General features: G+C 59.8%; 31 protein-coding genes. 11 read left to right on the top strand and 20 right to left on the bottom strand.

Features of this window, described 5'->3' with window-relative positions:
• Window positions 1-11: 11 nt before the first annotated feature.
• On the top strand, window positions 12-659 hold the full coding sequence (gene can, locus AR306_RS12190) for a carbonate dehydratase (RefSeq protein ID WP_101497814.1): 648 nt from the start codon (window positions 12-14) through the stop codon (window positions 657-659).
• Window positions 660-724: 65 nt separating this feature from the next.
• On the opposite strand, the gene AR306_RS12185 is transcribed toward can, so the two are convergent.
• From AR306_RS12185 to dauA, 8 genes are all read right to left on the bottom strand, one after another.
• On the bottom strand, window positions 725-2,248 hold the full coding sequence (locus tag AR306_RS12185) for a fumarate hydratase (protein ID WP_101497813.1): 1,524 nt from the start codon (window positions 2,246-2,248) through the stop codon (window positions 725-727).
• 118 nt (window positions 2,249-2,366) lie between these two features.
• Window positions 2,367-3,281 carry an acyltransferase gene (locus AR306_RS12180; protein ID WP_101497812.1) on the bottom strand — a complete coding sequence of 305 codons (915 nt, stop codon included), beginning with the start codon at window positions 3,279-3,281 and terminating at the stop codon, window positions 2,367-2,369.
• A gap of 134 nt (window positions 3,282-3,415) precedes the next feature.
• The gene (locus AR306_RS12175; protein ID WP_101498026.1) at window positions 3,416-4,381 is read right to left on the bottom strand and encodes a Kdo hydroxylase family protein; all 966 of its coding nucleotides are present in this window, start codon (window positions 4,379-4,381) and stop codon (window positions 3,416-3,418) included.
• Between the two features lie 256 nt (window positions 4,382-4,637).
• Window positions 4,638-5,921, bottom strand: a complete 1,284-nt coding sequence (gene hemL, locus AR306_RS12170; protein WP_101497811.1) for a glutamate-1-semialdehyde 2,1-aminomutase — start codon at window positions 5,919-5,921, stop codon at window positions 4,638-4,640.
• A 15-nt stretch (window positions 5,922-5,936) separates the two neighbouring features.
• The gene (thiE, locus tag AR306_RS12165) at window positions 5,937-6,566 is read right to left on the bottom strand and encodes a thiamine phosphate synthase (RefSeq protein ID WP_101497810.1); all 630 of its coding nucleotides are present in this window, start codon (window positions 6,564-6,566) and stop codon (window positions 5,937-5,939) included.
• Window positions 6,567-6,679: 113 nt separating this feature from the next.
• Window positions 6,680-7,234, bottom strand: coding sequence for a nitrous oxide reductase accessory protein NosL (locus tag AR306_RS12160; protein WP_101497809.1), 555 nt, complete (start codon window positions 7,232-7,234; stop codon window positions 6,680-6,682).
• 202 nt (window positions 7,235-7,436) lie between these two features.
• The gene (locus AR306_RS12155; RefSeq protein WP_101497808.1) at window positions 7,437-8,225 is read right to left on the bottom strand and encodes a bifunctional hydroxymethylpyrimidine kinase/phosphomethylpyrimidine kinase; all 789 of its coding nucleotides are present in this window, start codon (window positions 8,223-8,225) and stop codon (window positions 7,437-7,439) included.
• A complete protein-coding gene (gene dauA / locus AR306_RS12150) occupies window positions 8,222-10,042 on the bottom strand; it encodes a C4-dicarboxylic acid transporter DauA (protein ID WP_101497807.1) in 1,821 nt (606 codons plus the stop codon). The genes AR306_RS12155 and dauA overlap by 4 nt, the downstream gene beginning before the upstream one ends.
• A gap of 354 nt (window positions 10,043-10,396) precedes the next feature.
• On the opposite strand from dauA, the gene rplM reads away from it, so the two are divergent.
• From rplM to AR306_RS12115, 7 genes are all read left to right on the top strand, one after another.
• Window positions 10,397-10,825 carry a 50S ribosomal protein L13 gene (gene rplM / locus AR306_RS12145; RefSeq protein ID WP_101497806.1) on the top strand — a complete coding sequence of 143 codons (429 nt, stop codon included), beginning with the start codon at window positions 10,397-10,399 and terminating at the stop codon, window positions 10,823-10,825.
• Between the two features lie 15 nt (window positions 10,826-10,840).
• Entirely contained in the window at window positions 10,841-11,233 is a 393-nt protein-coding gene (rpsI, locus tag AR306_RS12140) for a 30S ribosomal protein S9 (RefSeq protein WP_101497805.1), read from the top strand.
• 252 nt (window positions 11,234-11,485) lie between these two features.
• Window positions 11,486-12,079, top strand: coding sequence for a ubiquinol-cytochrome c reductase iron-sulfur subunit (gene petA / locus AR306_RS12135; protein ID WP_101497804.1), 594 nt, complete (start codon window positions 11,486-11,488; stop codon window positions 12,077-12,079).
• Entirely contained in the window at window positions 12,079-13,290 is a 1,212-nt protein-coding gene (locus tag AR306_RS12130) for a cytochrome b (protein ID WP_101497803.1), read from the top strand. Before petA ends, AR306_RS12130 begins: the two co-directional genes overlap by 1 nt.
• Window positions 13,290-14,069, top strand: coding sequence for a cytochrome c1 (locus AR306_RS12125; protein ID WP_101497802.1), 780 nt, complete (start codon window positions 13,290-13,292; stop codon window positions 14,067-14,069). Before AR306_RS12130 ends, AR306_RS12125 begins: the two co-directional genes overlap by 1 nt.
• Before the next feature lie 150 nt (window positions 14,070-14,219).
• Window positions 14,220-14,840, top strand: coding sequence for a glutathione S-transferase N-terminal domain-containing protein (locus AR306_RS12120; protein ID WP_101497801.1), 621 nt, complete (start codon window positions 14,220-14,222; stop codon window positions 14,838-14,840).
• A gap of 15 nt (window positions 14,841-14,855) precedes the next feature.
• Window positions 14,856-15,257 (top strand): ClpXP protease specificity-enhancing factor, encoded by a 402-nt coding sequence (locus AR306_RS12115; protein WP_101498025.1) that lies wholly within the window; start codon window positions 14,856-14,858, stop codon window positions 15,255-15,257.
• Window positions 15,258-15,322: 65 nt separating this feature from the next.
• Here the strand turns inward: AR306_RS12115 and AR306_RS12110 are convergent, their stop codons facing one another.
• The 4 genes from AR306_RS12110 to AR306_RS12095 are packed head-to-tail and all read right to left on the bottom strand — an operon-like array spanning window position 15,323 to window position 18,624.
• Complete coding sequence (locus tag AR306_RS12110; RefSeq protein ID WP_101497800.1) at window positions 15,323-15,850, bottom strand: BON domain-containing protein; 528 nt, start codon at window positions 15,848-15,850, stop codon at window positions 15,323-15,325.
• Window positions 15,847-16,434 carry a phosphoheptose isomerase gene (locus tag AR306_RS12105; RefSeq protein ID WP_101497799.1) on the bottom strand — a complete coding sequence of 196 codons (588 nt, stop codon included), beginning with the start codon at window positions 16,432-16,434 and terminating at the stop codon, window positions 15,847-15,849. Before AR306_RS12105 ends, AR306_RS12110 begins: the two co-directional genes overlap by 4 nt.
• Window positions 16,435-16,465: 31 nt before the next feature.
• On the bottom strand, window positions 16,466-16,864 hold the full coding sequence (locus tag AR306_RS12100) for a YraN family protein (RefSeq protein ID WP_101497798.1): 399 nt from the start codon (window positions 16,862-16,864) through the stop codon (window positions 16,466-16,468).
• Window positions 16,822-18,624, bottom strand: coding sequence for a penicillin-binding protein activator (locus AR306_RS12095; RefSeq protein ID WP_101497797.1), 1,803 nt, complete (start codon window positions 18,622-18,624; stop codon window positions 16,822-16,824). The genes AR306_RS12100 and AR306_RS12095 overlap by 43 nt, the downstream gene beginning before the upstream one ends.
• 93 nt (window positions 18,625-18,717) lie before the next feature.
• Between AR306_RS12095 and rsmI the strand changes: the two genes are divergently transcribed.
• Entirely contained in the window at window positions 18,718-19,599 is an 882-nt protein-coding gene (gene rsmI, locus AR306_RS12090) for a 16S rRNA (cytidine(1402)-2'-O)-methyltransferase (RefSeq protein WP_101497796.1), read from the top strand.
• A 115-nt stretch (window positions 19,600-19,714) separates the two neighbouring features.
• On the opposite strand, the gene AR306_RS12085 is transcribed toward rsmI, so the two are convergent.
• Genes AR306_RS12085 through folM form a run of 4 tightly spaced genes read right to left on the bottom strand, consistent with a single transcriptional unit; the run spans window position 19,715 to window position 21,719 of the window.
• Window positions 19,715-20,065, bottom strand: coding sequence for a HopJ type III effector protein (locus AR306_RS12085; RefSeq protein ID WP_101497795.1), 351 nt, complete (start codon window positions 20,063-20,065; stop codon window positions 19,715-19,717).
• Window positions 20,058-20,435, bottom strand: a complete 378-nt coding sequence (gene folX / locus AR306_RS12080) for a dihydroneopterin triphosphate 2'-epimerase (RefSeq protein ID WP_101497794.1) — start codon at window positions 20,433-20,435, stop codon at window positions 20,058-20,060. Before folX ends, AR306_RS12085 begins: the two co-directional genes overlap by 8 nt.
• A 1-nt stretch (window position 20,436) precedes the next feature.
• Window positions 20,437-20,994: a GTP cyclohydrolase I FolE gene (gene folE, locus AR306_RS12075; RefSeq protein WP_101497793.1), complete on the bottom strand. Its 558-nt coding sequence runs from the start codon at window positions 20,992-20,994 to the stop codon at window positions 20,437-20,439.
• A gap of 14 nt (window positions 20,995-21,008) precedes the next feature.
• Entirely contained in the window at window positions 21,009-21,719 is a 711-nt protein-coding gene (gene folM / locus AR306_RS12070; protein WP_101497792.1) for a dihydromonapterin reductase, read from the bottom strand.
• A gap of 183 nt (window positions 21,720-21,902) precedes the next feature.
• Here folM and AR306_RS12065 point away from each other — a divergent pair, with 183 nt between their 5' ends.
• Together AR306_RS12065 and AR306_RS12060 are read left to right on the top strand one after the other, a co-directional pair.
• Window positions 21,903-22,364 carry a flavodoxin domain-containing protein gene (locus AR306_RS12065; RefSeq protein ID WP_101497791.1) on the top strand — a complete coding sequence of 154 codons (462 nt, stop codon included), beginning with the start codon at window positions 21,903-21,905 and terminating at the stop codon, window positions 22,362-22,364.
• Window positions 22,357-22,962 carry a pseudouridine synthase gene (locus AR306_RS12060; RefSeq protein WP_101497790.1) on the top strand — a complete coding sequence of 202 codons (606 nt, stop codon included), beginning with the start codon at window positions 22,357-22,359 and terminating at the stop codon, window positions 22,960-22,962. Before AR306_RS12065 ends, AR306_RS12060 begins: the two co-directional genes overlap by 8 nt.
• A gap of 123 nt (window positions 22,963-23,085) precedes the next feature.
• Here the strand turns inward: AR306_RS12060 and AR306_RS12055 are convergent, their stop codons facing one another.
• The 4 genes from AR306_RS12055 to AR306_RS13245 all read right to left on the bottom strand — a co-directional run bounded on the left by AR306_RS12055 (window position 23,086) and on the right by AR306_RS13245 (window position 24,808).
• On the bottom strand, window positions 23,086-23,478 hold the full coding sequence (locus AR306_RS12055; protein ID WP_101497789.1) for a globin: 393 nt from the start codon (window positions 23,476-23,478) through the stop codon (window positions 23,086-23,088).
• A gap of 93 nt (window positions 23,479-23,571) precedes the next feature.
• Complete coding sequence (locus tag AR306_RS12050; RefSeq protein ID WP_101497788.1) at window positions 23,572-23,772, bottom strand: DUF2788 domain-containing protein; 201 nt, start codon at window positions 23,770-23,772, stop codon at window positions 23,572-23,574.
• Window positions 23,773-23,929: 157 nt separating this feature from the next.
• A complete protein-coding gene (locus AR306_RS12045) occupies window positions 23,930-24,409 on the bottom strand; it encodes an Lrp/AsnC family transcriptional regulator (RefSeq protein WP_101497787.1) in 480 nt (159 codons plus the stop codon).
• Between the two features lie 39 nt (window positions 24,410-24,448).
• On the bottom strand, window positions 24,449-24,808 hold the full coding sequence (locus AR306_RS13245; protein WP_133539630.1) for a hypothetical protein: 360 nt from the start codon (window positions 24,806-24,808) through the stop codon (window positions 24,449-24,451).
• Window positions 24,809-24,810: the final 2 nt, after the last annotated feature.

Here is a 24,810-nt window from a genome sequence, read left to right as displayed (position 1 = left end):
CAGAGATACCCATGCCTGAATTACACCAGCTATTTGAGAATAATGCCCAGTGGGCTAAATCGATCAAGGAAGAAGATCCGGAGTTTTTTGAAAAACTGGCCAAGCAGCAGGAGCCGGAATACTTGTGGATTGGTTGCTCGGATGCGCGGGTGCCGGCCAACGAGATTGTCGGCATGTTGCCGGGTGACCTGTTCGTGCACCGCAATGTCGGCAATGTGGTGTTGCACACTGACCTGAATTGCCTGTCATCGGTGCAGTACGCGGTTGATGTGCTCAAGGTCAAGCATATCCTGGTCACCGGCCACTATGGTTGTGGTGGCGTCAAGGCGGCGATGAGCGACAAGCAAGTTGGTATCACTGATGCCTGGATTCGCACCATCCGCGACCTGTATTTCAAGCATTATGACGAGCTGTCGCTGCTGCCGACCGAGGAAGAGCGGGTGGATCGCCTGTGCGAGCTGAACGTGATCGAGCAGGTTGGCAATGTCAGCCATACCGCCATCGTGCAAAATGCCTGGCACCGGGGCCAGAAGCTGTCGATCTATGGCTGCATCTACGGCATCAAGGACGGGCTGTGGAAAAACCTTGATGTCACCATCAAGGGCATAGATCAGGTGCCTCAGCAGTACCGTCTGCAGCCGCTGACGCCGCTGCGCTGACTGATCATAAAAACGAACCCCGCCAAGTGCGGGGTTCGTTTTATTTGCAGTGGCAGGCGTTGTGGTCAGTCTTCGCTGTCGCTGGCGATCATGTCGGCGATCTTGGCCTTCCACACCTGCGGGCCGGTGATGTGCACCGACTCGCCCTTGGTATCGACTGCCACGGTTACCGGCATGTCCTTCACGTCGAACTCGTAGATGGCTTCCATGCCCAGGTCGGCGAAGGCCACGGTGCGGGACTGCTTGATGGCCTGGGACACCAGATAGGCGGCACCGCCAACGGCCATCAGATAGACGGCTTTGTTATCCTTGATCGCCTCGATGGCAATAGGGCCGCGTTCGGACTTGCCGATCATGCCGAGCAGGCCGGTCTGCTCCAGCACCTGGCGGGTGAACTTGTCCATGCGGGTAGCGGTGGTGGGGCCGGCCGGGCCAACCACTTCGTTACCGACCGGATCGACCGGGCCGACGTAGTAGATGAAGCGGCCTTTCAGGTCGACCGGCAGCTCCTCGCCCTTGTTCAGCATGTCGGTGATGCGCTTGTGCGCGGCGTCACGGCCGGTCAGCATCTTGCCGCTGAGCAGCAGGGTTTCGCCCGGCTTCCAGTCCTGCACGTCTTCCGGAGTGATGGTATCCAGGTTGACGCGGCGTGCGCTGGGGCCGGCTTCCCAGACGATGTCGGGGTAGGCGTCCAGGTTGGGCTGGTCCAGCACCGCCGGGCCGGAGCCGTCCAGCACGAAGTGGGCGTGACGGGTGGCGGCACAGTTGGGGATGATGCACACCGGCAGGGACGCGGCGTGGGTCGGGTAATCCTTGATCTTGATGTCCAGCACGGTGGTCAGGCCGCCCAGGCCCTGGGCGCCGATGCCGAGCTGGTTGACCTTGTCGAAGATCTCCAGGCGCAGCTCTTCCACGCGGTTCTGTGGGCCACGGGCACGCAGCTCGTGGATGTCGATCGGATCCATCAGGGATTCCTTGGCCAGCACGGCGGACTTCTCGGCGGTACCACCGATACCGATGCCAAGCATGCCGGGCGGGCACCAGCCGGCGCCCATTTTTGGCACCACGCTCAGTACCCAGTCGACGATGGAGTCGGAGGGGTTGAGCATCGCCATCATGGTCTTGTTCTCGGAGCCGCCACCCTTGGCGGCAACCTCGATTTCCAGCGTGTCGCCGGGCACGATGCTGTAGTGGATCACGGCCGGGGTGTTGTCCTTGGTGTTCTTGCGCGCGCCGGCCGGGTCGGCCAGCACGGAAGCACGCAGCTTGTTGTCCGGGTGCAGGTAGGCGCGGCGTACGCCTTCGTTGATCATGTCGTCCAGGCTCATGTCGCCGTCCCACTGCACATTCATGCCGACACGGGCGAATACGGTGACGATACCGGTGTCCTGGCACAGCGGACGGTGGCCGGTGGCACTCATGCGCGAGTTGATCAGGATTTGCGCCATGGCATCCTTGGCGGCTGGGGACTGTTCTTTTTCATAGGCCTGGTGCATGGCCTGGATGAAGTCCAGCGGGTGGTAGTAGGAAATGTATTGCAGGGCGTCAGCAACGCTTTGGATAACGTCGTCTTGCTTTATTACGGCCATGAAATGCTCCTCGGCTCGGGACACGGTAAATGTGCGCGACATTATAGCGGCAAAGTACCGGGTGCGCATTGCGGCTAAGGATTAGAGCCGGGAGGGCGACGCGGATGTTATCTGGTGTTCAGGCGGGCTGGCGCTGCTGGTATTGCGTGCATAGCTTGTCCAGTTGCAGATCTTTTTGCTGCCACAGCTCGTTGATCCATGCCTGGAAATCACTGCGATAAGCTTCGTCGTTGCTGTAGTCCCGGCCAACGAATTCGCGCGGGATGGGCAGGATGTCCACATGCATGGTGACCTGCCTGACTTTGCCGCACATCAGGCTCCACAGGGTCGGAATGCCCTGTGGATAGAGCAGGGTGACATTGACCAGCTGCTGCAGCTGCTCGCCCATGGCGTCCAGCACATAGGCAATGCCGCCAGCCCTGGGTTTGAGCAGGTGGCGATAGGGTGACTGTTGCTGGTCATGCTTGGCCGGGGTGAAGCGGGTGCCTTCCAGGAAGTTGAATACCGCTACCGGATTGGTTTTGTAGCGCTCGCAGGCTTTGCGCGTGGTGGCCAGGTCCTGGCCGCGCTTTTCCGGATGTTTTTCCAGATATTGCCGGCTGTAGCGCTTCATGAAGGGAAACTCCAGTGCCCACCAGCACAGGCCGATCACCGGTACCCAGATCAGTTCCTGCTTGAGGAAGAATTTGAGCAGTGGCAGGCGATGGTTGAACTGGTATTGCAACGCCAGAATATCGACCCAGCTCTGATGGTTGCTGGTGACCAGCCAGGAATGTCTCTTGTCGAGTGCCTCCAGCCCCTGCACATCCCACTCGATATCCTGTGCCAGATCCATCCAGAACGAGTTGATGCTGATCCAGCTCTCGGCAATCCAGTGCATGCCGAAACGCAGGGCCCGCTGCGCTGCCGTGAAAGGCAGCAAGAACTTGAGCAGAGCCAGGGTAAACAGTGGCCAGCACCAGAACAGGGTGCTAAGGGCCAGAATGAGGGCGGAAATGACACCGCGCAGAGGGGCAGGCAAAAACTTCAACATGCAGGGCTTCCACGGCTAAAAGTTGTGTAATGGTTAGATTTTTAGCGCAAAAATGCAAGTTTTGCCAGATGCAGGCTGGCCTCGTTTACTTTGTGTCGTCATCCACATATCAAGCTTGCGTCAGGGTCTCTGCCTCAGAGCAGGGCCCGTCCTGTGAGACGCTCCAGCACACGCAGGGGAGACAGTTCGGAGTTTTTCTGGCTGGCCACATCGAGCAGAAAGGTCTGTTCCAGCATGTACTGGCCGCTCATGGCCGCGTGCGGAGTCTGGTCGGAAAACGCCATCCAGGTGGTGCCAGGGTGGAAGTCCAGCTGCCATTGCTGTCCGTTGGCCTGATAGTCGGTGTCGGCCTTCATTGCATCGTGCAGACCCAGTATCAGGTGATCATAGTGGCTGCGTTTGCTCTTGGTGATTTTCAGCGCGGCCTGCAGGCTGCTGGAGAGGCTTGAGTAGGGCTTGATGCGCGGCAGCAGCCGCTCGGCCAGCCGCTCGAACGGCTCGCCAACCCGCCATACGCGGAGCGTGCCATGCGGGTTGATGTTGTGGAATACGCGGATGATGCGCTGGCCATGGATGGGACGCGAGGGAAAGGCATCCACGTGCAGGCGGATGTCGTCCTTGCGCCATGAACTTTTGCCCTGCCACTGGCTGATTTCATGTACGCGCAGGCTGTTGACCGGCTCCAGCAGCTTGCCCCTGTTTTCGGGCAGCAGGGTTTCCACCAAATTTCTGGTGTGCTGGTAATAACGTTTCAGCAGGGCGCGGACTGCCGCTTCGTTGGTCGGGTCGGCCACGCCGTTGATGCGGTCCCTGTCGATATTGAAGCTGATGTTCTTGCGCTTGGGGCCGACCAGTTCCGGGCCCAGCAGGGCCTGCTCCTGTTCGCTCAATGTGAAGGCCAGTTGCGGAAAGCAGAGTACCTGGCCCCGTTCCAGCCGGTCGGTCAGGTCGCTGTTGTCTGGCGCGGCAAACTGCCAGTCGGTGTAGGGCAGTTCGACAATGGGGCGGGCAAAGTTGTGGTATTCATGGGCACTCCGATGAGACGTCGGAAGCTCTGAGGAGGAGAGTGATGGCAGATTGGCGATGCAGGACGCAACCATGGCATGCAGCAAGCCGATGGCGGGCTGATGGGATAGCCGGCTGTTTTCAGAAGCTTCAGAAAAATATCGGGCAATTAAGGCAGCTTTGCCGGTGGCAGGCAAGGAATGGGAGGGAACGGTTCAAGCCCTTTTCAGATAGGCAGCGACTTTGTCCGAATAAACTCGGACCTACCGTAGGTGCGAATTCATTCGCACATCATGGGGGGGCTGAAAAGAAAACCGGGTGTGCGCTATCCGGCACACCCGGTATCCGGCATCAGGCCAGTGCCTTGAATGCCTTTTCCGCGGCGTCCAGGGTGATCTGTAGCTCGGTTTCGCCCATGGCGGCAGAGACGAAGCCGGCCTCGAAGGCGCTTGGTGCCAGGTAGACACCGCCATCGAGCATCAGGTGGAAGAACTTCTTGAAGCGCTCCACGTCGCAGGCCACCGCATCCTCGAAGTTGCGAATGTCCTTGTTGTCGGTGAAGAACAGGCCGAACATGCCGCCCACCTGGGTGGTGGTGAAGGGAATGCCGGCAGCATCGGCGCGCTCCTGCAGGCCGGCCAGCAGGCGCTTGGCATAGCTGTCCAGCTTGTCATGGAAGCCCGGCTGGCTGACCAGTTTCAGGGTGGCGAGACCGGCGGCCATGGCCAGCGGGTTGCCGGACAATGTGCCGGCCTGATACACGGGGCCAAGCGGCGCGATGTGCGACATGATTTCCTTCTTGCCGCCGAAGCAGCCAACCGGCATGCCGCCACCGATCACCTTGCCGAAGGTCGACAGGTCCGGGGTGATGCCGTAGTGGCCTTGGGCACCGCCAAGGGAGACACGGAAACCGGTCATCACTTCGTCAAAGATCAGCACCACGCCGTGTTCGTCACACAGCTTGCGCAGGCCCTGATGGAAACCTTCCTGCGGTGGAATGCAGTTCATGTTGCCGGCGACCGGCTCGATGATGATGCAGGCGATTTCCTCGCCTTTTTCTTTCAGGCACTGCTCGATCGCTGCCAGATCGTTATAAGGCAGGGTCAGTGTGTGCTGGGCAAAGGCTGCGGGTACGCCAGGCGAGCTGGGTACGCCCAGGGTCAGTGCGCCGGAGCCGGCCTTGACCAGCAGGCTGTCGGAGTGGCCGTGGTAGCAGCCCTCGAACTTGATGATGCTGTCGCGGCCGGTGTAGCCACGCGCCAGACGGATGGCGCTCATGGTGGCTTCGGTACCGGAGCTGACCATGCGCAGCATTTCCATGGAGGGCACCAGCTGGCTGACCAGGTCGGCCATTTCCACTTCCAGTGCGGTCGGCGCGCCGTAGGACAGGCCGTGCTGCAGCTGGTTGCGTACGGCATCCAGCACTTCAGGGTGGCCGTGGCCCAGAATCATCGGACCCCAGGAGCCGATGTAGTCCACATAGCGCTTGTCGTCCTCGTCCACTACATAAGCGCCTTCGGCGTGCTTGAAGAACAGCGGCGTGCCGCCGACGCCGGCAAAGGCGCGCACCGGCGAGTTGACGCCGCCGGGAATGTGTTGCTGGGCGTTTTCGAAAAGGGTGGCGGAACGGGACATGAATGGCTCCTGAAATCAAGAAAACAACTGGGTAAAGGCATTGGCGCGACGCTCCACTTCGGCGGGCGAGGGAGCGGCAAACAGCGCATGAATGACGGCTATCATATCAGCTCCGGCGGCAATCAAGGGCGCTGCGTTATCAAGGGTGATGCCGCCGATGGCAACCACCGGCTTGCCGAGTTCCCGCGCCTGTTGCAGCAGGCTGGTGTCGGCCAGCACTTCGCCGGGCTTGGTCTGTGAGGCGTAAAAGCGGCCAAAGGCGATATAGCTGGCACCTTGCTCCACGGCTTGCCGGGCCAGCTGCAACTGGTGATGACAGGTGGCGCCGATGATGGCCTGCTGGCCCAGCCGCTGACGGGCCTCGGCGAGACTGCCGTCCTCCTGGCCAAGGTGCAGGTCGCAGCCAAGTCGTTCGGCCAGGGGCAGATCGTCATTGATGATCAGGCGGGCGCCATGTTTTGCGCAGAGGCTGTGCAGCTCGCCGGCTTCACGCAGGCGTTTTTCTGCATCACCGCTCTTGTCACGGTATTGCAGGATGCGCACGCCGCCGCGCAGCGCCGCTTCGCAAAAGGGCAGCAGGCGGCCGTTGTCCAGCAGTGTGCTGTCGGTGATGGCATAGAGGCCGTGCAGACTGGGTGCGTGCATGTGGTGCTTTCCGTTTTGGGGCCGGACGCTGTCGCGTCCGGCATTTGTCATGTGGGTTAAGCAGGACATGCTACAGGCTGTGCCGCTTGCGGCAAAGGCTGGACGCTTGGCGGTCAGCTTTGGCGGTCGCGAGCGTACTGCTGGCCGAGCATGCGGCTGTAGTCTTCCAGTGACGAACTGACCGCCTGTTCGAAGGAGGCCAGCTGACCGCCGGAGCGGGCCATTTCGGCCTCGGCGTCGCTGCGGCTGGCGAAGGAATGCTTGCTGACTTGCGTCATCACGCCTTTCAGGGAGGAGCCGATCAGGTAGGTGGCGCTGGATGCTTCAACCAGCGGCTTGGGGTCGCTGCTGCTGCCGTGGTCGGCGGCATAGATGGTGCTGAAACCGCGTTTGCGCTCACGCAGCATGGCCTCGCTGGCGCAGTTGATCGAGCAGGTGCCCTGGGCATGCTGGTCGGCGTAATGCAGGAGGTGGCGCGAGTGATGGAACTTGCGCCGGTCCATGTTACAGATGACGCAGCGCGGGTATTTTTCCAGCTCGTTTTCCAGTGGTGTAGGGTCTGCAGTGCCGGTGGTTTGCTGGCTGGCCAGAAGGTTGCCGGAGATGCCCAGGGTGGCCGCGCTGCCGATTGCCAAGCCGGCGGTCTTGAGCAAAGTTCTACGTTGCATGCTGTGTGCCTCGCTAAAGATATGGGTATAGCTGCATGCTAGACCGGTAGCGGGTTTCGGTAACGGGGCGGATTGTCGCAGCCGGAACGGTTTGCGACAGCAAAGTGTGGGGGAACAAGGAGAGAAACAGTGCCGGCAACTGGTTGGGCGAGGAAAGGTTTCCGCGGCAAGATCGCAGAAACCTTCACAGCTGAGCGAGTGCTCAGCGTATCGGAAAACGGCGCGGAATGTACTGGCCACGGCCGGGTGTTTCTGCGTCACGTAGCGTGCGCCAGGTGTAATCCAGGGCGCTGCGTACTGCGCTGCCCAACTCTTCGCCCAGAGCCAGGCGTCCGGCCAGGGCGCTGGCCAGGGTGCAGCCGGAACCGTGATACTTGCCTGGCAGACGTTGCTGGATGATGGTATGGCGACTGCCATCGGCCAGGTACAGACGATTGTGCAGCTCGTTCTCCGGGCCGTGCCCACCGGTGATCAGCAGATTCCTGCAATGCTTGAGCAATACGTCGGCGCACTCATCGGCGGTACCCTCGGGCAGCTCGGCCATGATGCGCGCTTCCGGCAGGTTCGGGGTGACGACAAATGCCAGTGGCAACAGTTCTTCACGTAAGACATAGCCGACATCATCTTCGCCCAGCGAGCCGCCGCCCTCGGCGCGCAGCACCGGGTCGCAGACTACCGGGGTGTCGGGCGTCATGTGAATGACTTCGCAGGCGGTGCGTACCATGGCGCTGGAGCCCAGCATGCCGAGCTTGATCGCGGCTACCGGGACGTCGTTAAGAATGGTACGGGCCTGGGCCACGATCCAGTCATGATCGAGCACGCGAAAGTCGCTGACATTGACCGTGTCCTGAATGGTCAGCGCGGTGATGGCAGGAGCCGCGTGGCATTGCTGTGCGGCAATGGCCTCGATGTCGGCCTGCAGGCCGGCACCACCGATGGGGTCGTGGCCGGACAGGCACATGACGATGGGGCGTGAGTTGTGACGGTTCATTGCTGCTGCGATTCCTGTTCGTCCTGTGATTGGGGTGGGGTGTGTTCCGTAGCCCCGGTTTCGCCGGGTGGCAGCTGCTCCCCCTGTTCTGTTACGGGGAACACGCCTCTGGCGCGGAGCCAGCCCAGTGCGCGCTCGCGGGCCTGGCCCGGGCTTTGTACGTTGGCCAGCATGTTTTTTTCCACGTGTATTCCGACGCGGCGCATTTTGCGTCGCACCCTGGGGGACGCACCCATGAAGATGATGCCGATACCCTGTTTGTGGTAATCCCCGACAACGCTGACCAGTGCAGCCAGTGCGGTCATGTCAAGCATCGGAACAGCCCGCATGTCGATGATGACCAGTTGCAGGCCGGGCGTGAAGCGACGCAGGGTGCTCAGGGCCTTTTCGGCGGCGGCAAAGAACAACGGGCCGCTGATCGCGTACAGGGCGACCGAGTCCGGCAGGTCCTGCAATTCGCTGAACTGCTTGCGGTCGATGCTGGCGGTATCGGTCCAGTCGCTCATGCTCTTGATGAACAGGCCGGCGGCGAGCAGCAGGCCGACGCCCACGGCCAGCACCATGTCGAACAGCACGGTAAGGATCAGGCAGGTCAGCAGTACCAGCACATCGTTGCGCGGTGCGATGCGCAGAGTGTGCCAGACATGCTTGGGCTCGCTCATGTTCCAGGCGACAACTAGCAGCATGGCAGCCAGCGCGGCCATCGGCAGGTGACTGAAGATCGGGGCCAGCACCAGAATGGCCAGCAGCACTACGCCGGCATGGATGATCGCGGCAATGGGGGAAAATGCACCGGCACGCACGTTTGCGGCACTACGGGCAATCGCAGCCGTGGCGGTGATGCCGCCAAACAGGGGGGCGACCAGATTGCCCAGGCCCTGGCCCAGCAGCTCGCCATTGGGGTCGTGGCGCGTGCCGGCCATGCCGTCGGCAATCACCGCGCACAGCAGTGACTCGATGGCACCAAGCATGGCAATGGCGAAAGCCGGCGCCAGCAGCTGGCGAAACAGCTCAAAGCTCAGCACCAGCGGCTGGCCGTCGGGGCCGGGCAGGTTCCAGGGCAGGACAAAGTCCGGCAGAAAGGGCGGGATGCCGGGATGGCTGACTCCATCCACCTGATAGCTGAAACGGTCTCCAAGCACGGCGACATCGACCCCGGTACGAAGCAGCACAAAGCCGGCCAGGGAGCCCAGGATCAGCGCGACTAGGTGGCCGGGGATTTTTGGGAAAAACCGCGGCCAGATGATCAGGGTGCCCAGGGTCAGGGCTCCGACCAGAGTGTCGCCCGGACGAATGCCGGGCAGGCCGGCGACAATGCCCTGGATGCGTTCGACGTAGTTGTTGGCAGTGGCCAACTCGCCCAGTCCCAGCACATCAGGGATCTGCAGGGTGGCAATCACCACGCCGATACCGGCGGTAAAGCCCAGAACAACCGGATAGGGAATGTACTGCAACAGTGCGCCGGCACGCAAAATACCCATGGCAATCAGAATGACTCCGGCCATCAGGGTACATAATAGAAGCCCGCCCAGACCAAAATTCTGCGTAATGGGCAGCAGGATGACCACAAAAGCTGCCGTCGGGCCGGACACGTTGAAGCGGGAGCCGCCGGTCAGGGCAATCAGCGAGCCTGCTACCAGGGTGGTGTACAGGCCATGCTGCGGTGCTGCACCAACCGCGATGGCCAGGGCCATGGCCAAAGGGATGGCAATGATGCCGATGGTGATGCCGGCACTGATGTCGCCACGCAATGCGGACATATTGTAGCCGGCGGCAAAACTTTGCCGGAGCGCCGAAAACAGGGGTGGAAAGTACATGTCATGCTCCAGGGTGGACACGCAGGCCACAGCTGGACAGAAACCTGGATGACTCTGGCCTGCAGTCGCACATATTAACCGCCGGCAAGCTGCCATGGCAAAGCCTGTAAGGAGTGCCAGTGATTCAAGGTTGCAATTTTTTTACAGGTGGGCATAATTGTCCGACTCTTTTTTCCGGTTAGCCTGCCGGAGGGAAGGACAGGCGGAGAGATGCCAAGTCCGCCGCACAGAGTCGAGGTTGCGCGAGACCCGAGCCCCCACGAAAGTAGTGCGCCAAGATTTCTGTAAGCCAAGAATCAGATTATTCATCAGGAGTTACCGCTCAACAAAAAGGCGGTCCCGAGGCCATAACAAATGAAAACTTTTAGTGCAAAACCAGAAACAGTCAAGCGCGACTGGTACGTGATCGACGCAGAAGGCCAGACCTTGGGTCGTTTGGCAACTGAAGTGGCACGTCGCCTGCGCGGCAAGCACAAGCCCGAGTACACCCCGCACGTTGATACCGGCGATTACATCGTCATCATCAATGCCGAGAAGGTGCACGTTACCGGCAAGAAGACCAGCGACAAGATCTACTATTCTCACACCGGCTTTCCGGGTGGCATCAAGGAAATCAGCTTCGAGAAGCTGATCGCCCGCGCCCCTGAGCGTGTGATCGAAGGTGCCGTAAAGGGCATGCTGCCCAAGGGTCCGCTGGGTCGCGACATGTACCGCAAGCTGAAAGTCTATGCCGGTACCGCGCATCCGCATGCTGCCCAGCAGCCTCAAGAACTGAAGATTTAACGGGAATATCAGATCATGTCCGCAAATCAAAACTACGGCACAGGCCGTCGCAAGACTGCAACCGCTCGCGTATTCCTGCGTCCGGGCACTGGCAGCATTTCCATTAACAGCCGCAGCCTTGAAGACTTCTTCGGTCGCGAAACCGCACGCATGATGGTTCGTCAGCCGCTTGAGCTGACCGATAGCCTGGAAAAGTTCGACGTCTTTGTTACCGTCGCCGGTGGTGGTATGACTGGCCAGGCCGGGGCAATTCGTCACGGTATCACCCGTGCGCTGATCGAGTATGATGAAACCCTGCGTGGCGAACTGCGCAAAGCCGGTTTTGTAACCCGTGATGCGCGTGAAGTGGAACGCAAGAAAGTGGGTCTGCGCAAGGCGCGCAAACGTCCACAGTTCTCCAAGCGTTAAGCCGCTTTTCTGCAGTACAAGAACGCCCGCTCCGCATCTGGACGGGCGTTTTTTGTTGTCAAGCCTGCGTGCCGGAAGATTTGATCTGGCTTAAGCGATGACGACATTAAAGGCGAAACCGGAGCTTGGCGAGGTGTATAATCTTGTCAATTGCATGGCTTTTCTTTAGTATTCGCTGGATTGAAAAGACATTCGGTTTTTTCTGACTATAGGCTTGATAACAAGCCAGATAAGCTGATGGGAGACAACTTAATGAGCAATGACGGCGTGAATGCGGGCCGACGTCGCTTCCTTGTTGCTGCTACTTCTGTAGTGGGCGCAGCAGGAACCGTCGGGGCAGCCATCCCGTTTCTGGGATCATGGCAGCCCAGCGCCAGGGCGAAAGCGGCGGGTGCACCGGTGCGAATCAACATCGCCAAGGTTGAGGCTGGTCAGCAAATTGTCGCTGAGTGGCGGGGGCAGCCGGTATTTGTGGTTCGTCGCACAGCAGAAATCATGGCCGGGCTGGAAAAGCTTGAGCCGGCGCTGGCGGACCCGGAGTCGAAAGAATCCGAGCAACCCGAATATGTCGACCCGAAAAATCGGGCGATCCGCTCCGAGCTGCTGATTGTACTGGGCATTTGCACCCACCTGGGTTGTGCGCCGACCTTCCGTCCGGAAGTGGCACCTGCCGACCTGGGGCCGGACTGGCTGGGTGGCTATTTCTGTGCCTGTCATGGCTCCCGTTACGATCTGGCCGGTCGCGTCTACAAGGCGCAGCCAGCACCCTTGAACCTGCCGATTCCTCCGCACTCCTACGAGACGGACGATGTGGTCATTATCGGTGTGGATGAGGAGACTGCCTGATGAGCAAGTTCATGGAATGGGTAGATGCCCGCTTTCCTGCCACCAAGATGTGGGAAGACCATCTGTCCAAGTACTACGCACCAAAGAATTTCAACTTCTACTATTTCTTCGGCTCCCTGGCCCTGCTGGTTCTGGTCAACCAGATCCTGACCGGCATCTGGCTGACCATGAGCTATGAGCCTTCCGCCGAAGGCGCGTTCGCCTCCGTTGAATACATCATGCGTGATGTGGAATACGGCTGGATCCTGCGCTATCTGCACTCCACCGGCGCGTCCGCGTTCTTTGTCGTGGTCTATCTGCACATGTTCCGCGGCCTGCTGTACGGTTCGTACCAGAAGCCACGCGAGCTGGTGTGGATCTTCGGCATGCTGATCTACCTGGCGCTGATGGCCGAAGCCTTCATGGGCTACCTGCTGCCATGGGGCCAGATGTCCTACTGGGGTGCCCAGGTGATCATCTCCCTGTTTGGTGCCATCCCGGTGATCGGTGCCGACCTGACCGAGTGGATCCGTGGTGACTACCTGATTTCCGGCATTACCCTGAACCGCTTCTTCGCCCTGCACGTGATTGCCGTGCCGATCGTTCTGCTGGCGCTGGTTGTGCTGCACATCCTGGCCCTGCACGAAGTGGGTTCCAACAACCCTGACGGCGTCGACATCAAGAAGCTGAAGGACGAGAACGGCGTACCTCTGGACGGCATTCCCTTCCACCCGTACTACACCGTCAAGGACATTGTCGGCGTGGTGGTGTTCCTGTTCGTGTTCTGTTTCGTGGTGTTCTTCATGCCCGAGTTTGGCGGCTACTTCCTCGAGAAGCCCAACTTCGAGCAGGCCAACGGCCTGAAGACTCCGGAGCATATCGCCCCTGTTTGGTACTTCACCCCGTTCTACGCCATCCTGCGTGCCGTTCCGGACAAGCTGATGGGCGTGATCGCGATGGGTGCATCCATTGCCCTGCTGTTCGTCCTGCCATGGCTTGACCGCAGCCCGGTACGCTCCATGCGCTACAAGGGCTGGCTGAGCAAACTGTGGCTGTGGATCTTCTGCATCTCGTTCGTCATCCTGGGCGTGATGGGTGTGCTGCCACCTACTCCCGAGTTCACTCTGTTGTCACGCGTATGTACGGTTCTCTACTTCGCGTACTTCATTCTGATGCCTTTCTACACCAGAATGGAGAAAACCAAACCGGTTCCAGAAAGGGTGACAGGCTAATGAAAAAGATTATTGCTACATTACTGGTGTCTGCACTGCCGGTGTTCGGTTTTGCAGCCGGCGGGAGCTACCCGCTGGACAAGGTCAACATCGACCTGACTGACAAGGCCGCCATGCAGGATGGACTGAAAACCTTCGCCAACTACTGCCTCGGCTGTCATGGCATGAAGTTTCAGCGTTACGAGCGGGTGGCCACCGACCTGGGCATCAGCGAAGAGGCCATGATGGCCAACATCGTGTTCACCGACGCCAAGATTGGTGACCACATGCGTACGCCGATGACCGACGAGCAGGCCAAAAAGTGGTTTGGTGTGGTTCCGCCCGACCTGACCCTGGTGGCCCGCGTTCGTGGTGCCGACTGGCTGTACACCTATCTGCGCACCTTCTATGCTGACCCTTCGCGTCCGTTGGGTGCCAACAACAAGGTGTTCGACAACGTCGGCATGCCCAACGTGCTGGTTGCCCTGCAGGGCAACCAGGTGATCGACTGCAAGCAGGTCCCCATGGTTGAGAACGGCAAAAAGGTTTTCGACCCGCTGACCGGTGCACCGATCACCGAGGAATCCTGTGACCAGCTGGTGGTACAAAAAGGTACCGGCAGCATGAGCGAGCAGGAGTTCGATGAAACAATCAAGAATCTGGTGACCTTCCTTGAGTACTCGGCCAACCCGGTCAAGCTCAAGAGCCAGCGCATCGGTACCTATGTACTGCTGTTCCTGGTGGTGTTCTTCGTCTTTGCCTACCTGCTCAAGCGCGAGTACTGGAAAGACGTCAAGTAAGATTGCCGCCTGATTCTGCCAAGCAACGCACGCGCCCCGGGGCGCGTGCGTTTTCTGCACTCTATGCCGCAGCAGATTTGGCAATGAGCCGGAGCTGTACAACCTGATCGGGTTGCATGCAGGAGTGCTTCAACTTACAGGAGGTAAGCCATGGCTGTACCCAACAGACTGGGTTGCTATTCCGATCCCCTATGTCAATATTCCCACCGTGTACGTCTTGTGCTGGCTGAAAAGGATGTTGTAGCCGACCTGATTGACGTCGCCGAAGGGGAATATCCTGAATACCTCGCCGAAGTGAATCCTTACGGGACGGTGCCAACCCTGGTTGACCGCGACCTGTCCCTTTACGACTCCATGATCATTCTGGAGTATCTGGATGAGCGTTATCCGCATCCGCCCTTGCTGCCGGCCTATCCGGTGGCGCGAGCCAACACCCGCATGCTTGCCTATCGTGTACAGAAAGACTGGTGCAGCCTAGCCGACCTGATTCTGGACAAGAAGGCCAAGGAGGCAGCCCGTACCAAGGCTCGCAAGGAGTTGCGCGAGAGCCTGATTGGTGTAGCCCCCGTTTTTGCCAGCATGCCCTACTTCATGAGCGAGGAGTTGACCCTGGTTGACTGCTGCCTGTTGCCGTTGCTGTGGCGCCTGCCCGAACTGGGTATTGACTTGCCACGGGCCGCGCAGCCCCTGCTTGACTATATGAGCCGCAACTTTGTCCGCCCGGCATTTCAGGCCAGCCTGAGCGAGGCGGAGCGGTTGATGCGTACCTGATTGGCGGACTACCTGATGACCCCGAGCAAGCCTTATCTGATCCGTGCTCTTTATGAGTGGATTGTCGATAACGAGTGCACACCTTACCTGCTGGTTGCCGCGGAGGCACCGGGCGTGATTGCCCCTGAAGGGTTTGCCGAGCACGGCCAGCTGATCCTGAACCTGTCGCCTTCGGCTGTCCGGCACTTCGTGATGAACAACCAGGTGGTCAGCTTCGAGGCGCGGTTTTCCGGTGTGCCGCACCAGCTGGTGATACCTGTCTATGCCGTGCTGGCCATCTATGCCCAGGAAAACGGGCAGGGCATGTCTTTTGAAATCGAGCTGCCCGAGGAAGGTGTTGAGGTGCAAGAAGAAACGGATGAACAGCCACCTCCGCCAAAGCCGGGCGGACGGCCGAGTCTGCGCGTCGTGAAATGATCTTTCAGACAATAAAAAAGCCTCTTGCATACATCTGCAAGAGGCTTTTTTGTATCAGGGCGGGATCAGTTGATGTATTCGAACAAGCGCACGATTTTCTGCACGCCGCCAACCTGACGCACCGCATAGGTGATGTTGTCGGCTTCGGTACGGCTGACGATACCCAGCAGATAAACCACACCGTTGACGGTGACCACCTTGACCTTGGTTGACGGGACGTCGGTTTCCGCTACCAGGCGGGTTTTGACCTTGGTGGTCAGGAGGGTATCGTTGGCGCGGATGTTGACCGGAGTGGGGTAGGCTACCCTTAGCTCGTTATGCACCACCTTGACGCCATCGACCCCTTGTGCGGCGCGAGTGGCCATTTGCTTGAGGTCTTCACGGGGTGTTTCACCGGCAATCAGGATCACTCCGTTATAACTGGTGACCACAGTGTGGGAGGTCGGGCTGCCGAGGTCGGGGTGGGCCTCCTTGATCGCCCTGTTCACATTGGGGTGGATCACCTGGTCGTCCACCTTGTTGCCCGGGCTGCGAGCGCCACAGGCGGTCAGCATCAGGGATGTCAGTACCAGTAGCAGAATATTGCGCATCATTCCTCACTCCCGAATAGTTGGCGGTCAATCAGGTCGCACAGGCAATGGATGGCTAGCAAGTGTACTTCCTGGATGCGGGCCGTGACGCTGGAGGGCACCCGGATTTCGATGTCATCCGGCTGCAGCAGGGGGGCCATCGCACCACCATCGCGGCCGGTCAGGGCGACAATCTTCATGTTGCGGTCGTGGGCGGCGTGAATTGCCTGCACCACGTTGGCCGAGTTGCCGCTGGTGGAGATCGCCAGCAGGATGTCGCCTTGCTGTCCGAGGGCACGGATCTGTTTGGCAAACACTTCCTCGTAGCTGTAGTCGTTGGCGATGGAGGTGATGGTCGAGCTGTCGGTGGTCAGCGCCAGGGCTGGCAAACTGGGACGCTCACGCTCGAAGCGGTTGAGCATTTCTGAAGAAAAGTGCTGAGCATCGCCGGCCGAACCGCCGTTGCCGCAGCTGAGGATCTTGCCGTCGTTGAGCAGGGCGTTGACCATCAGGAGGCTGGCTTGCTCGATCGCGGCCGGCAGAACCTGCAGGGCTTGCTGTTTGGTATCGATGCTGGCCTGAAACATGTGCTGAATTCTGTTTTGCATGATGTACCTTTAACTGTGTCGGGGTCCGCGCTCAGAGCATGAATGCATGCCTGAGCCACTGGAAACCCCGGGTATTGGGGCAATTGCCATGTAAGGCAACCACGTCAAAGCGGCAGGCGTTATTTTGCCACTGTGGATGCTGATGCAGGAAGCTTTGTGCCGCCAGCATGATTTTTTCCTGTTTGGCCGGGGTAATGCTTTCCAGTGCTCCGCCATAATGCATCGAACTGCGGTAGCGTACCTCGACAAAAACCAGTGTGGCCCGGTCAAGCATGATCAGGTCCAGTTCGCCATAACGGCAGTGCCAGTTGCGCTCAACCAGCTGCAGGCCATGCTGGAAAAGATGGTCAAGGGCTTGCTGTTCGGCAAGCCTGCCCTGCTGGCGTGTCAGGGTAGCGGCTCCAGCTTGCCGTCGACAAACTGTGCCCAGCCCGTGTGTCGTTCGACCCTGTTCTGCTTGCCAAGTTGCATCTGGCCGGTCAAACCTTCGGTGCTGGTGTTGGGCAGGGCTTGCAACAGCTGCAGCTGGACCGCAAGCTGGTAGGTGTCAGCTCCCATTGCGTAAAAACGCCCCATCAGGCTGGCAGCTTCGGGCCAGCGATTGATGATGCCGTCTTTTAGCGGATCACTGGTATTCAGCAGCCAGGGCACTTCGGTGAAGGTGATGCCGTCAAGGTCGTGCAGCAGGGCGGAATCCTGGCTGCCGGGGTTGATCGCGGAAGTGGCATAGACGGGAAGGTCGCCGGCGTACTGGAAAATCAGCGTCGGGCGCACCTGCCGGGCCAGTTGGGATGGTGCGGCGAGGAAGACGAAATCGACGTCACGGCGGCGGCCGGGTTGACTATGGATGCGGGTTTGCAGGGTGTCGGCCAGTTTCTTGCTGCGCTCTTCGCTGTCGCGCAAGCGCAACAGGCTGCCCAGTTGCTGGGCCAGCTCAACCGGCTGGCCCAGGTAGACGCTATCCACAAGCGTGCCGCCCAGCTGTTGCCAGTGACCGGCAAAGGCTGCCTGTACGCGGCGACCCCAGTCGCCGGCCTGGACGAGCACAACGGCGTTGCGCATGCCGTCAGCCCAGGCCCGTTCGGCAGCCATGCGGGCTTCATCCTCAGCCGACAGGCCAAACTGGTAGAGGTTGCTGGTGGCCTGTGAGGTATGGTTGTCAGCATAGTTCAGGGCCAGAGTGGCAACGGGCAGGGATGCCTGTTCGGCAAGCCGTGTGACCAGTTCTTTTTCCCATGGGCCGATCAGCAGGTCGACCTGATCCTGTTGCAACTGGCGATACAGCTCCTCTGGGCTGCCTGTCTGGTTGCTGTCATAAAAGAGCAGTTCGGGGACTGTCTGGCCGGATTCCCTGGCTTCGTAGTAACGGGCGAGGAAGCCGTTGCGCAGGGCGTTGACCACTTTCTGGTTGCGGTCATGGCTTGGTAGCAGCAGGGCGACACGTTGCAATGGTTGTGGTTGCAGGGCGAGCAACTTGTCCAGTTCAGCGGGCAGTTGCCGGGCAGCTGGATGTAGGCTGTTGGCGGCGATCCACTCGCGCAGTTTGAGTTGTTTTTCGACCAGCGAGCCGTTGCCGCGGACCATGCGCGACAGGGCCAGCCAGCCGCGCAGTTCGGTTTCGTTGGCGCGGCTATCGACCGGCATCTGCAGGCGACTGACCAGGCTCCAGGTGCTTTCCAGGTTGTTGCCGGCCGCCTGCTGGTCGAGCAGGCCGGCCATGTAGATGCGCTCACGGACTGCAGGTAGCAGCTGTCCGCTCTCTTCCAGGGCGCGGGCGCGAGCTTCCTGGCTGCGCACCTGCTGGGCGACGGGCAGTTCGGCAAGACGGTCGAAAGCCGGATCCTGCAAAAGCTGCAGGGCCATTTCGGGCTGTTTGCGGGCCAGTGCCAGTTCGGCTGACAGGGTGTTGGCGAAGATTTTCCGGGCGGGCAGGGCATGGTCCAGATTCAGGGATTCCAGCAGCGAGCGCGCCTTGAGACTGTCGCCCTGTTGCCATGCCAGATCGGCAGCGGCGAGATAGAGGCTGGTGGCTTCATCGCCTTTTTTCTTGCCGGCTGCTGTCAGGGTTTTATCCAGGTCCGCGTTGCGAGTGTCGGGTAGCGAACCAATGGAATCGCCGGATGTGCTGGCACAGGCGGCCAGTCCCAGAAGCAGGCCAAGGGCCAGTGGTAAACGCAGGTGTTGCAACATGGACGGTCTGTTCCTGATCAATGTTAGTGGTGAGGAGCTATTGTACCCAAGCTGGGCTTTGGGTGCGACGTCAGGCTACAGCTTTGCGTTACAATGCACGTTTTGTCTGAAGTGGAGTCTGCCGTGAGCAAAACTGTTGCCGGAACCCTGTACGTAGTGGCCACTCCGATTGGCAACCTGCAGGACATCAGTGCCCGGGCGCTGCAGGTGCTGGAGCAGGCCGATTTGATTGCGGCGGAGGATACCCGTCACTCGGCGCGCTTGTTGGAGCACTTTGCACTGCGTACACCGATGGTCGCGTGCCATGATCACAACGAGCGCTCGGGCAGTGACGGCTTGGTGCAACGTTTGCTCGACGGTGCCGACCTGGCACTGATCAGTGATGCCGGCACGCCGCTGGTGTCGGACCCCGGGTTCCATCTGGTGAGACAGGCGCGCGCGGCAGGAGTTCGGGTGGTGCCGGTACCGGGTGCCTGTGCCGCGATTGCCGCATTGTCGGCGGCCGGCCTGCCGTCGGACCGCTTTGCTTTTGAGGGTTTCTTGCCAGCACGCAGTGGTGCCCGCGCTGCCCGCTTGCAAGCGCTGGCCGGGGAAACCCGCACGCTGATCTTTTACGAAGCCCCGCACCGGGTGCTGGAGTCGGTCATGGCCATGGCTGAAGCCTTTGGGGCGCAGCGCCAGGCGGTGCTGGCACGGGAGCTGACCAAGACTTTCGAAACCATCAAGGACGCGTCGCTGGGCGAGCTGGCCGCCTGGATCGCCGCCGACAGCAACCAGCAGCGCGGCGAGTGTGTGCTGCTGGTGGAAGGACTGGATGATAAAGCCGGCAAGGATGTGGTGGATGCCGAGTCACAGCGGGTATTGATGCTGCTGGCTGCGGAGTTGCCATTGAAAAAGGCGGCGGCACTGACGGCGCAGATTACCGGAGCACGCAAGAACCTGCTGTACCAGTGGGGGCTGGAGCAGGGGCGGTGAGTTTTTTGCACTGCTGCTAACCAGCGGACGTGTAGGTTCGAATTTATTCGAACACGGCGCTGATTCTGCGGTCGCATTAAGAAAGCTGGGCGCCAATGTGCGAATGAATTCGCACCTACAAAGCCGCTTTCCGGGTGAGTGGCAGCGTGCTGAAGCTGACTGGTTCCAGACCGTTTTGCATCAGCTGGCGGATGTTGGCGTGATCGTTGCCATCGGGGGTGACCAGCACATGACGGTAGTGCTCGCCAAAGCATAGCAAAGCCTGTTCTGTGCTCAAGCCCTCCAGCAGGGCCAGGCCGAGGATCTTGCAGGAGCCCTGGTTCTCTCCGGCGACATTGTGCAGCGGGCCGTTATCGAACGGCTGTGGCTGGTAATGATAGTGCCGTTCGATAAAGGCCAGGACGTCGGCGAACATCAGGTTGTCTGCCGACAGCTGGCTGATCAGGGTGTCCAGTGTCTCAGGCATCACGCTGTCCGGCCAGGGTGATCGAGACGGACTCGGAGAAGCGCAGGGCATGTGGCTTGTCGACTTCGACTTCGGCGTAGCTGACCTGGGCAAAACCCATGACGCAATCCAGCACGTCCTGGGTCAGGCGTTCGAGCAGGGCGAAGCGGTTGCTCTCCACCAGCTCGATCACGGCCTTGGTGATGCTGCGATAGTTCAGGGCATCGTCGATCAGGTTGCTGTCCACCGCCCGGCAGGCCGGATAGAGGATCAGCACATTGATCAGGATGTCCTGCTTGTTGCGGATCTCGTCATCATTGATGCCGATATAGGTGCGCAGGCGCAAATCCTTGATGCGGATGCGGGCTTGTCCGGGCTCGAGCATCTGCATGTCAGTGACCCCGGATCAGTTGCAGGAACTCCTGGCGGGTATTCACCGAACTGCGGAAACTGCCCAGCATGGCCGAGGAGGTCATCACCGAGTTCTGCTTTTCCACACCGCGCATCATCATGCACATGTGCTTGGCCTCGATCACCACGCCGACGCCGGATGCCTGGGTCACGCTCATCACCGCATCGGCAATCTGGCGGGTCAGGTTTTCCTGGATTTGCAGGCGGCGGGCATACATGTCGACGATGCGTGCCACCTTTGACAGGCCGATCACCTTGCCGGTGGGAATGTAGGCGACGTGGGCCTTGCCGATGAAGGGCAGCAGGTGGTGCTCGCACAGCGAGTACAGCTCGATGTCGCGCACGATCACCATCTCTTCGCTGCTGGACTCGAACAGCGCGTTGTTGACCACTTCGTCAAGGTTCTTTTCGTAGCCGTTGCACAGGTACTGCATGGCCTTGGCGGCACGCATCGGGGTATCGAGCAGCCCTTCGCGCTGCGGGTCCTCGCCCAGTCCTTCAAGGATGGCGTGATAGTGCTTGGCCAGTTCTTCACACATTTCGATGGTTCCTTTCAATTCTTCAGATGCCTACCGCCATTCAGGCAGAGGGTGGTTCCGGTCACGTAGGGATTGTTCAACAGGTATTCTACCGCCTGCATCACCACTTCGGGGCCGGGAACGGTTTTTAATACGGATTTGTCCATGGCCTGCCGTGCGTACTCGACGCCATCATCCGGGTGCAGCATGATCAGCGCCGGGCTGATGCCGTTGACCTTGATATGCGGGGCGAACTGGCTGGCAAAGGACAGGGTCATGTTGTCCAGCGCCGCCTTGCTGGCGCTGTAGGCGACACGATGGCTGCTGCCGCGGCGGGTGACATCATCGCTGATGTGGATGATGTCGGCGATCGGGCTCTGGCGCAGCAGAGGTTCGCAGGCCAGGTTGATCAGATAGGGCGCCAGCATGTGTACGTGAAACAGTGTATTAAAAGCACTGCCATTGGCCGGTACCGGATCGGCCTGCCAGGCCGAGGCGTTGTGGATGATGGCGCGCAGGCCATCGGCATGCTGTTGTACCTGCTCAATGAATGCGAGGATCCCCGCTTCGCTGCCAAAGTCGGCGGGCAGGCAGGTGATACCGGCTGCTTCCAGCTCATCTACGCCGGGATGGCGCTGGCGGTAGCTGATCATGACCGGATAACCTGATTGCCGCAGGCGGCGGGCGCAATGCAGGCCGATGCGCTGGGCTGCACCGGTAATGAGAACGGGAAAATTGACGGACAAGGACTTACTCGGGCTCCATGGCTTGCCGACACTGCGTCGGGCTTGTTAGTCTGCCGGCTGAATTGAGGCAGGTTAACATTATTCTTGCCGTTTGTTGAAAAATCGAGAAGCCAGCCGTACCGGCTGCCGACTGTAGCCTGAAAGGGTGAGGCGCACCGGTGCAGGCTATTGTGTGGAGTGGTCATGCGCATTGCAATTGTTTCGGGAACCGTTTTTGGTGCTGCGGAGGAAGTCGCCTGGCGGGCCGGCGAGCTGCTGACCGCAGCCGGGCTGGATACGGCCTATCGGCAGCACTGGGACGTGACTGACCTGCTGGAGCATGATCCGGGCGGGTTGCTGTTCATTGCCTCGACTACGGGCATGGGCGAGCTGCCGGAAAAAATGCAGCCGCTGGTCGATACACTGCAGGAGCGTCAGCCCGACTGGGTCGGCCGGCCGGTCGGAATTATCGGGCTGGGCGATGCCGGCTATGGTGACAACTTCTGTCTGGCGGCGGATGAGCTGGAGGATCTGGCTGATCTGCTCGGGCTGGTCCGATTGCAGGATACCCTGCGGCTGGATGCCAGCGAAACCGTTACCCCGGAACAGGATGCGGTTCCCTGGCTGCAAGAGTTTGCCGGTTTGCTCAAGGCCTGGAATGACTGAAAGACGACAGCGCCCGGCGGTGCGCCGGCAGCAGGGAGGCACACCGAAAAAGCCGTCCCGGCCACCGGTTCTGATAGCCCTGAACAAGCCGTATGACGTGCTCACCCAGTTCAGTGATGACCAGGGGCGGGCGACCCTGAAGGACTGGGTGGATTTTCCCGGCGTCTATCCGGCCGGCCGGCTTGATCGTGACAGCGAGGGACTGTTGTTGCTGACCAACGATGGGCGTCTGCAGGCGCGCATCAGTGACCCTCGTCACCGGATGTGGAAAACCTACTGGGCGCAGGTGGAAGGTGAAGCCGCTGCGGAACATGTCCGCCTGCTGGAAGCGGGCGTACAGTTGAAGGACGGGGTGACCCTGCCGGCACAGGTGCGCGTGATCAGCGAGCCGGAGTTGTGGGAACGGCCAGTGCCGGTGCGCTTTCGCAAGACGGTGCCCACCAGCTGGCTGGAGATCCGCATCTGCGAGGGCCGGAACCGGCAGGTCCGGCGCATGACGGCGGCGGTCGGTTTGCCGACCTTGCGGCTGGTGCGCATGCGCATCGGGGACTGGGAACTGGGAGATTTGCAGCCCGGGCAGTGGCGACAATTGCAGTAATCGCCTGCAGGCTGCAACTCTCAGGCTGATTCAGCGGCGGAGTTTCGCTTTGCCCGATACGGTCCTGCCTCCTTCATGCTTTGTGGTTGAGCGGTTACAGGTGTGCCGGGCCGGGAACCACCCTCAGTATTCTTCGAGAATGACCGAGATTCCCTGATTGATCACGGTAAGCCAGGCATTGAGCGTGTTCGTGTCAGCCTCGGCATCGTGCTCGTGAATGGTTTTCAGCAGTGAATCGGTCCAGAGCGTATACAGCTCGGGCCTGATGTCCATGGCTTTGCGTGAATGGGAGCAGCCCAGCGCGCGCAGCTTGGTATCGGGCATGCCGCGAGCGTAAAGGACGACGTTCATGATGCCCTGGCGCAACAGCAGCTGCTGTGCCTGCATATTTGTATTGGCGAACTTTGCGCGAACGTCGGGTGAGCTGGCAAGGAAAATACGGTAAAAGGTATCGAAAAAGCCGGTGGAGCGACAGCAGCGTCCATAGCTTTGCATGACAAGGTCGGCAGGTTTCATGTGTTATGACTATTGGTTGTGGTTTGCTGGAGAATGGCCGTTATATGACCAGTTGGAAAAGCCGGCGGTATCCGGAGTGGATGTGCTTCCGGCTTAGAGTCCCTTGACGGCAATGATGATCGTTTTGGCAATAAACCCTAGAACACCCAGACCCAGGGCGAAGAACAGGACTGCGGTGCCGTAGCGCCCCGCCTTGGACTTCTTTGCCAGATCCCAGACGATGAAGGCCATGAACAGAATCAGGCCGGCCACGAGGATTGTGGTCATCAGCTCTTCAAAAACTTCGGTTTCCATGTTGAATTCCAGAATGTTGCATGATCAGGCTAGCGCCCCGGCTGTCTGAATCGGGTGGGGGGTTGCCGGCGGAACAGGGCCAGTATACATCAGGCTTGCCGAATAATGAGATCTCGTTCACGCTTTCGCCTGTTGCGGGGGCGCTGACAGCACCGCTTCAGGCCCGCAAATGGTCCAGGGGCAGGGCCGTGGAAAGTTGCACCTGATTGAGGACGAAGCTGGAGCGTACACTGGTGACGCCTTCGATACGGGTCAGTTTCTCCAGCAGGAATTTCTGATAGTGATCCATGTCCGGCACCACGACCTTGAGCTGATAGTCCGCATCCATGCCGGTAATCAGGCTGCACTCAAGCACTTCGTCCCAGCGGGTGATGTGTTGCTGGAAGTTGGCAAAACGCTCGGGGGTATGCCGGTCCATGCCGATCAGCACGTAGGCGGTCAGGGTCAGGCCGAGTTTTTTTGGCTCAAGCAGGGCGACGTGACGCAGGATATAGCCGCTGTCTTCCAGCTGGCGTACGCGCCGGGAGCAGGGCGAGGGCGACAGGCCGATCTGTTCGGCCAGGTCCTGATTGGAGATGCGACCGTCCTTTTGCAGGGCGTCGAGAATGCGGATATCAAAGCGGTCGAGTTTGTTCATGCCATATTTCTCTGTTGCTGTTTATAGTTATTGTGCATTTTATGCTTTTTTTGGATATTTGTGCTTATAAGTTGAGAGAATCGCTGGTTTTAGCAATTTCATGCTGCCTGATTTCCCTATAATGGTTACCAAGTCAAAGCGCAGCCGGGCACGAGAGTGCCGGCAGGCTTTGCGCAGGATCCGGGTACGCAGGCTTACCGGCCGCAAGCCCTCATTGCAGATGCTTATCGGCAACTGATTGACCACGGTCGTACCACGGCTGGAGGGGGTTCGGGGTAATTCCGCAAAAAAGCCGCTGTCGGTTCCTGATCGGAACAGCAGCGGCTTTTTTGTTTGTGGTGGAGAAACATCTGGAGCAAGACGAGCTTCCACCTGGGCGGAAGCAAGCGGTATCAGCATGG

The sequence above is a fragment of the Thiopseudomonas denitrificans genome (genome assembly GCF_002866065.1).
Classification (GTDB): Bacteria; Pseudomonadota; Gammaproteobacteria; order Pseudomonadales; family Pseudomonadaceae; genus Thiopseudomonas; species Thiopseudomonas denitrificans.
Note: the sequence above shows the minus strand (reverse complement) of the source record. Positions and strands in the feature narration are given on the sequence as shown.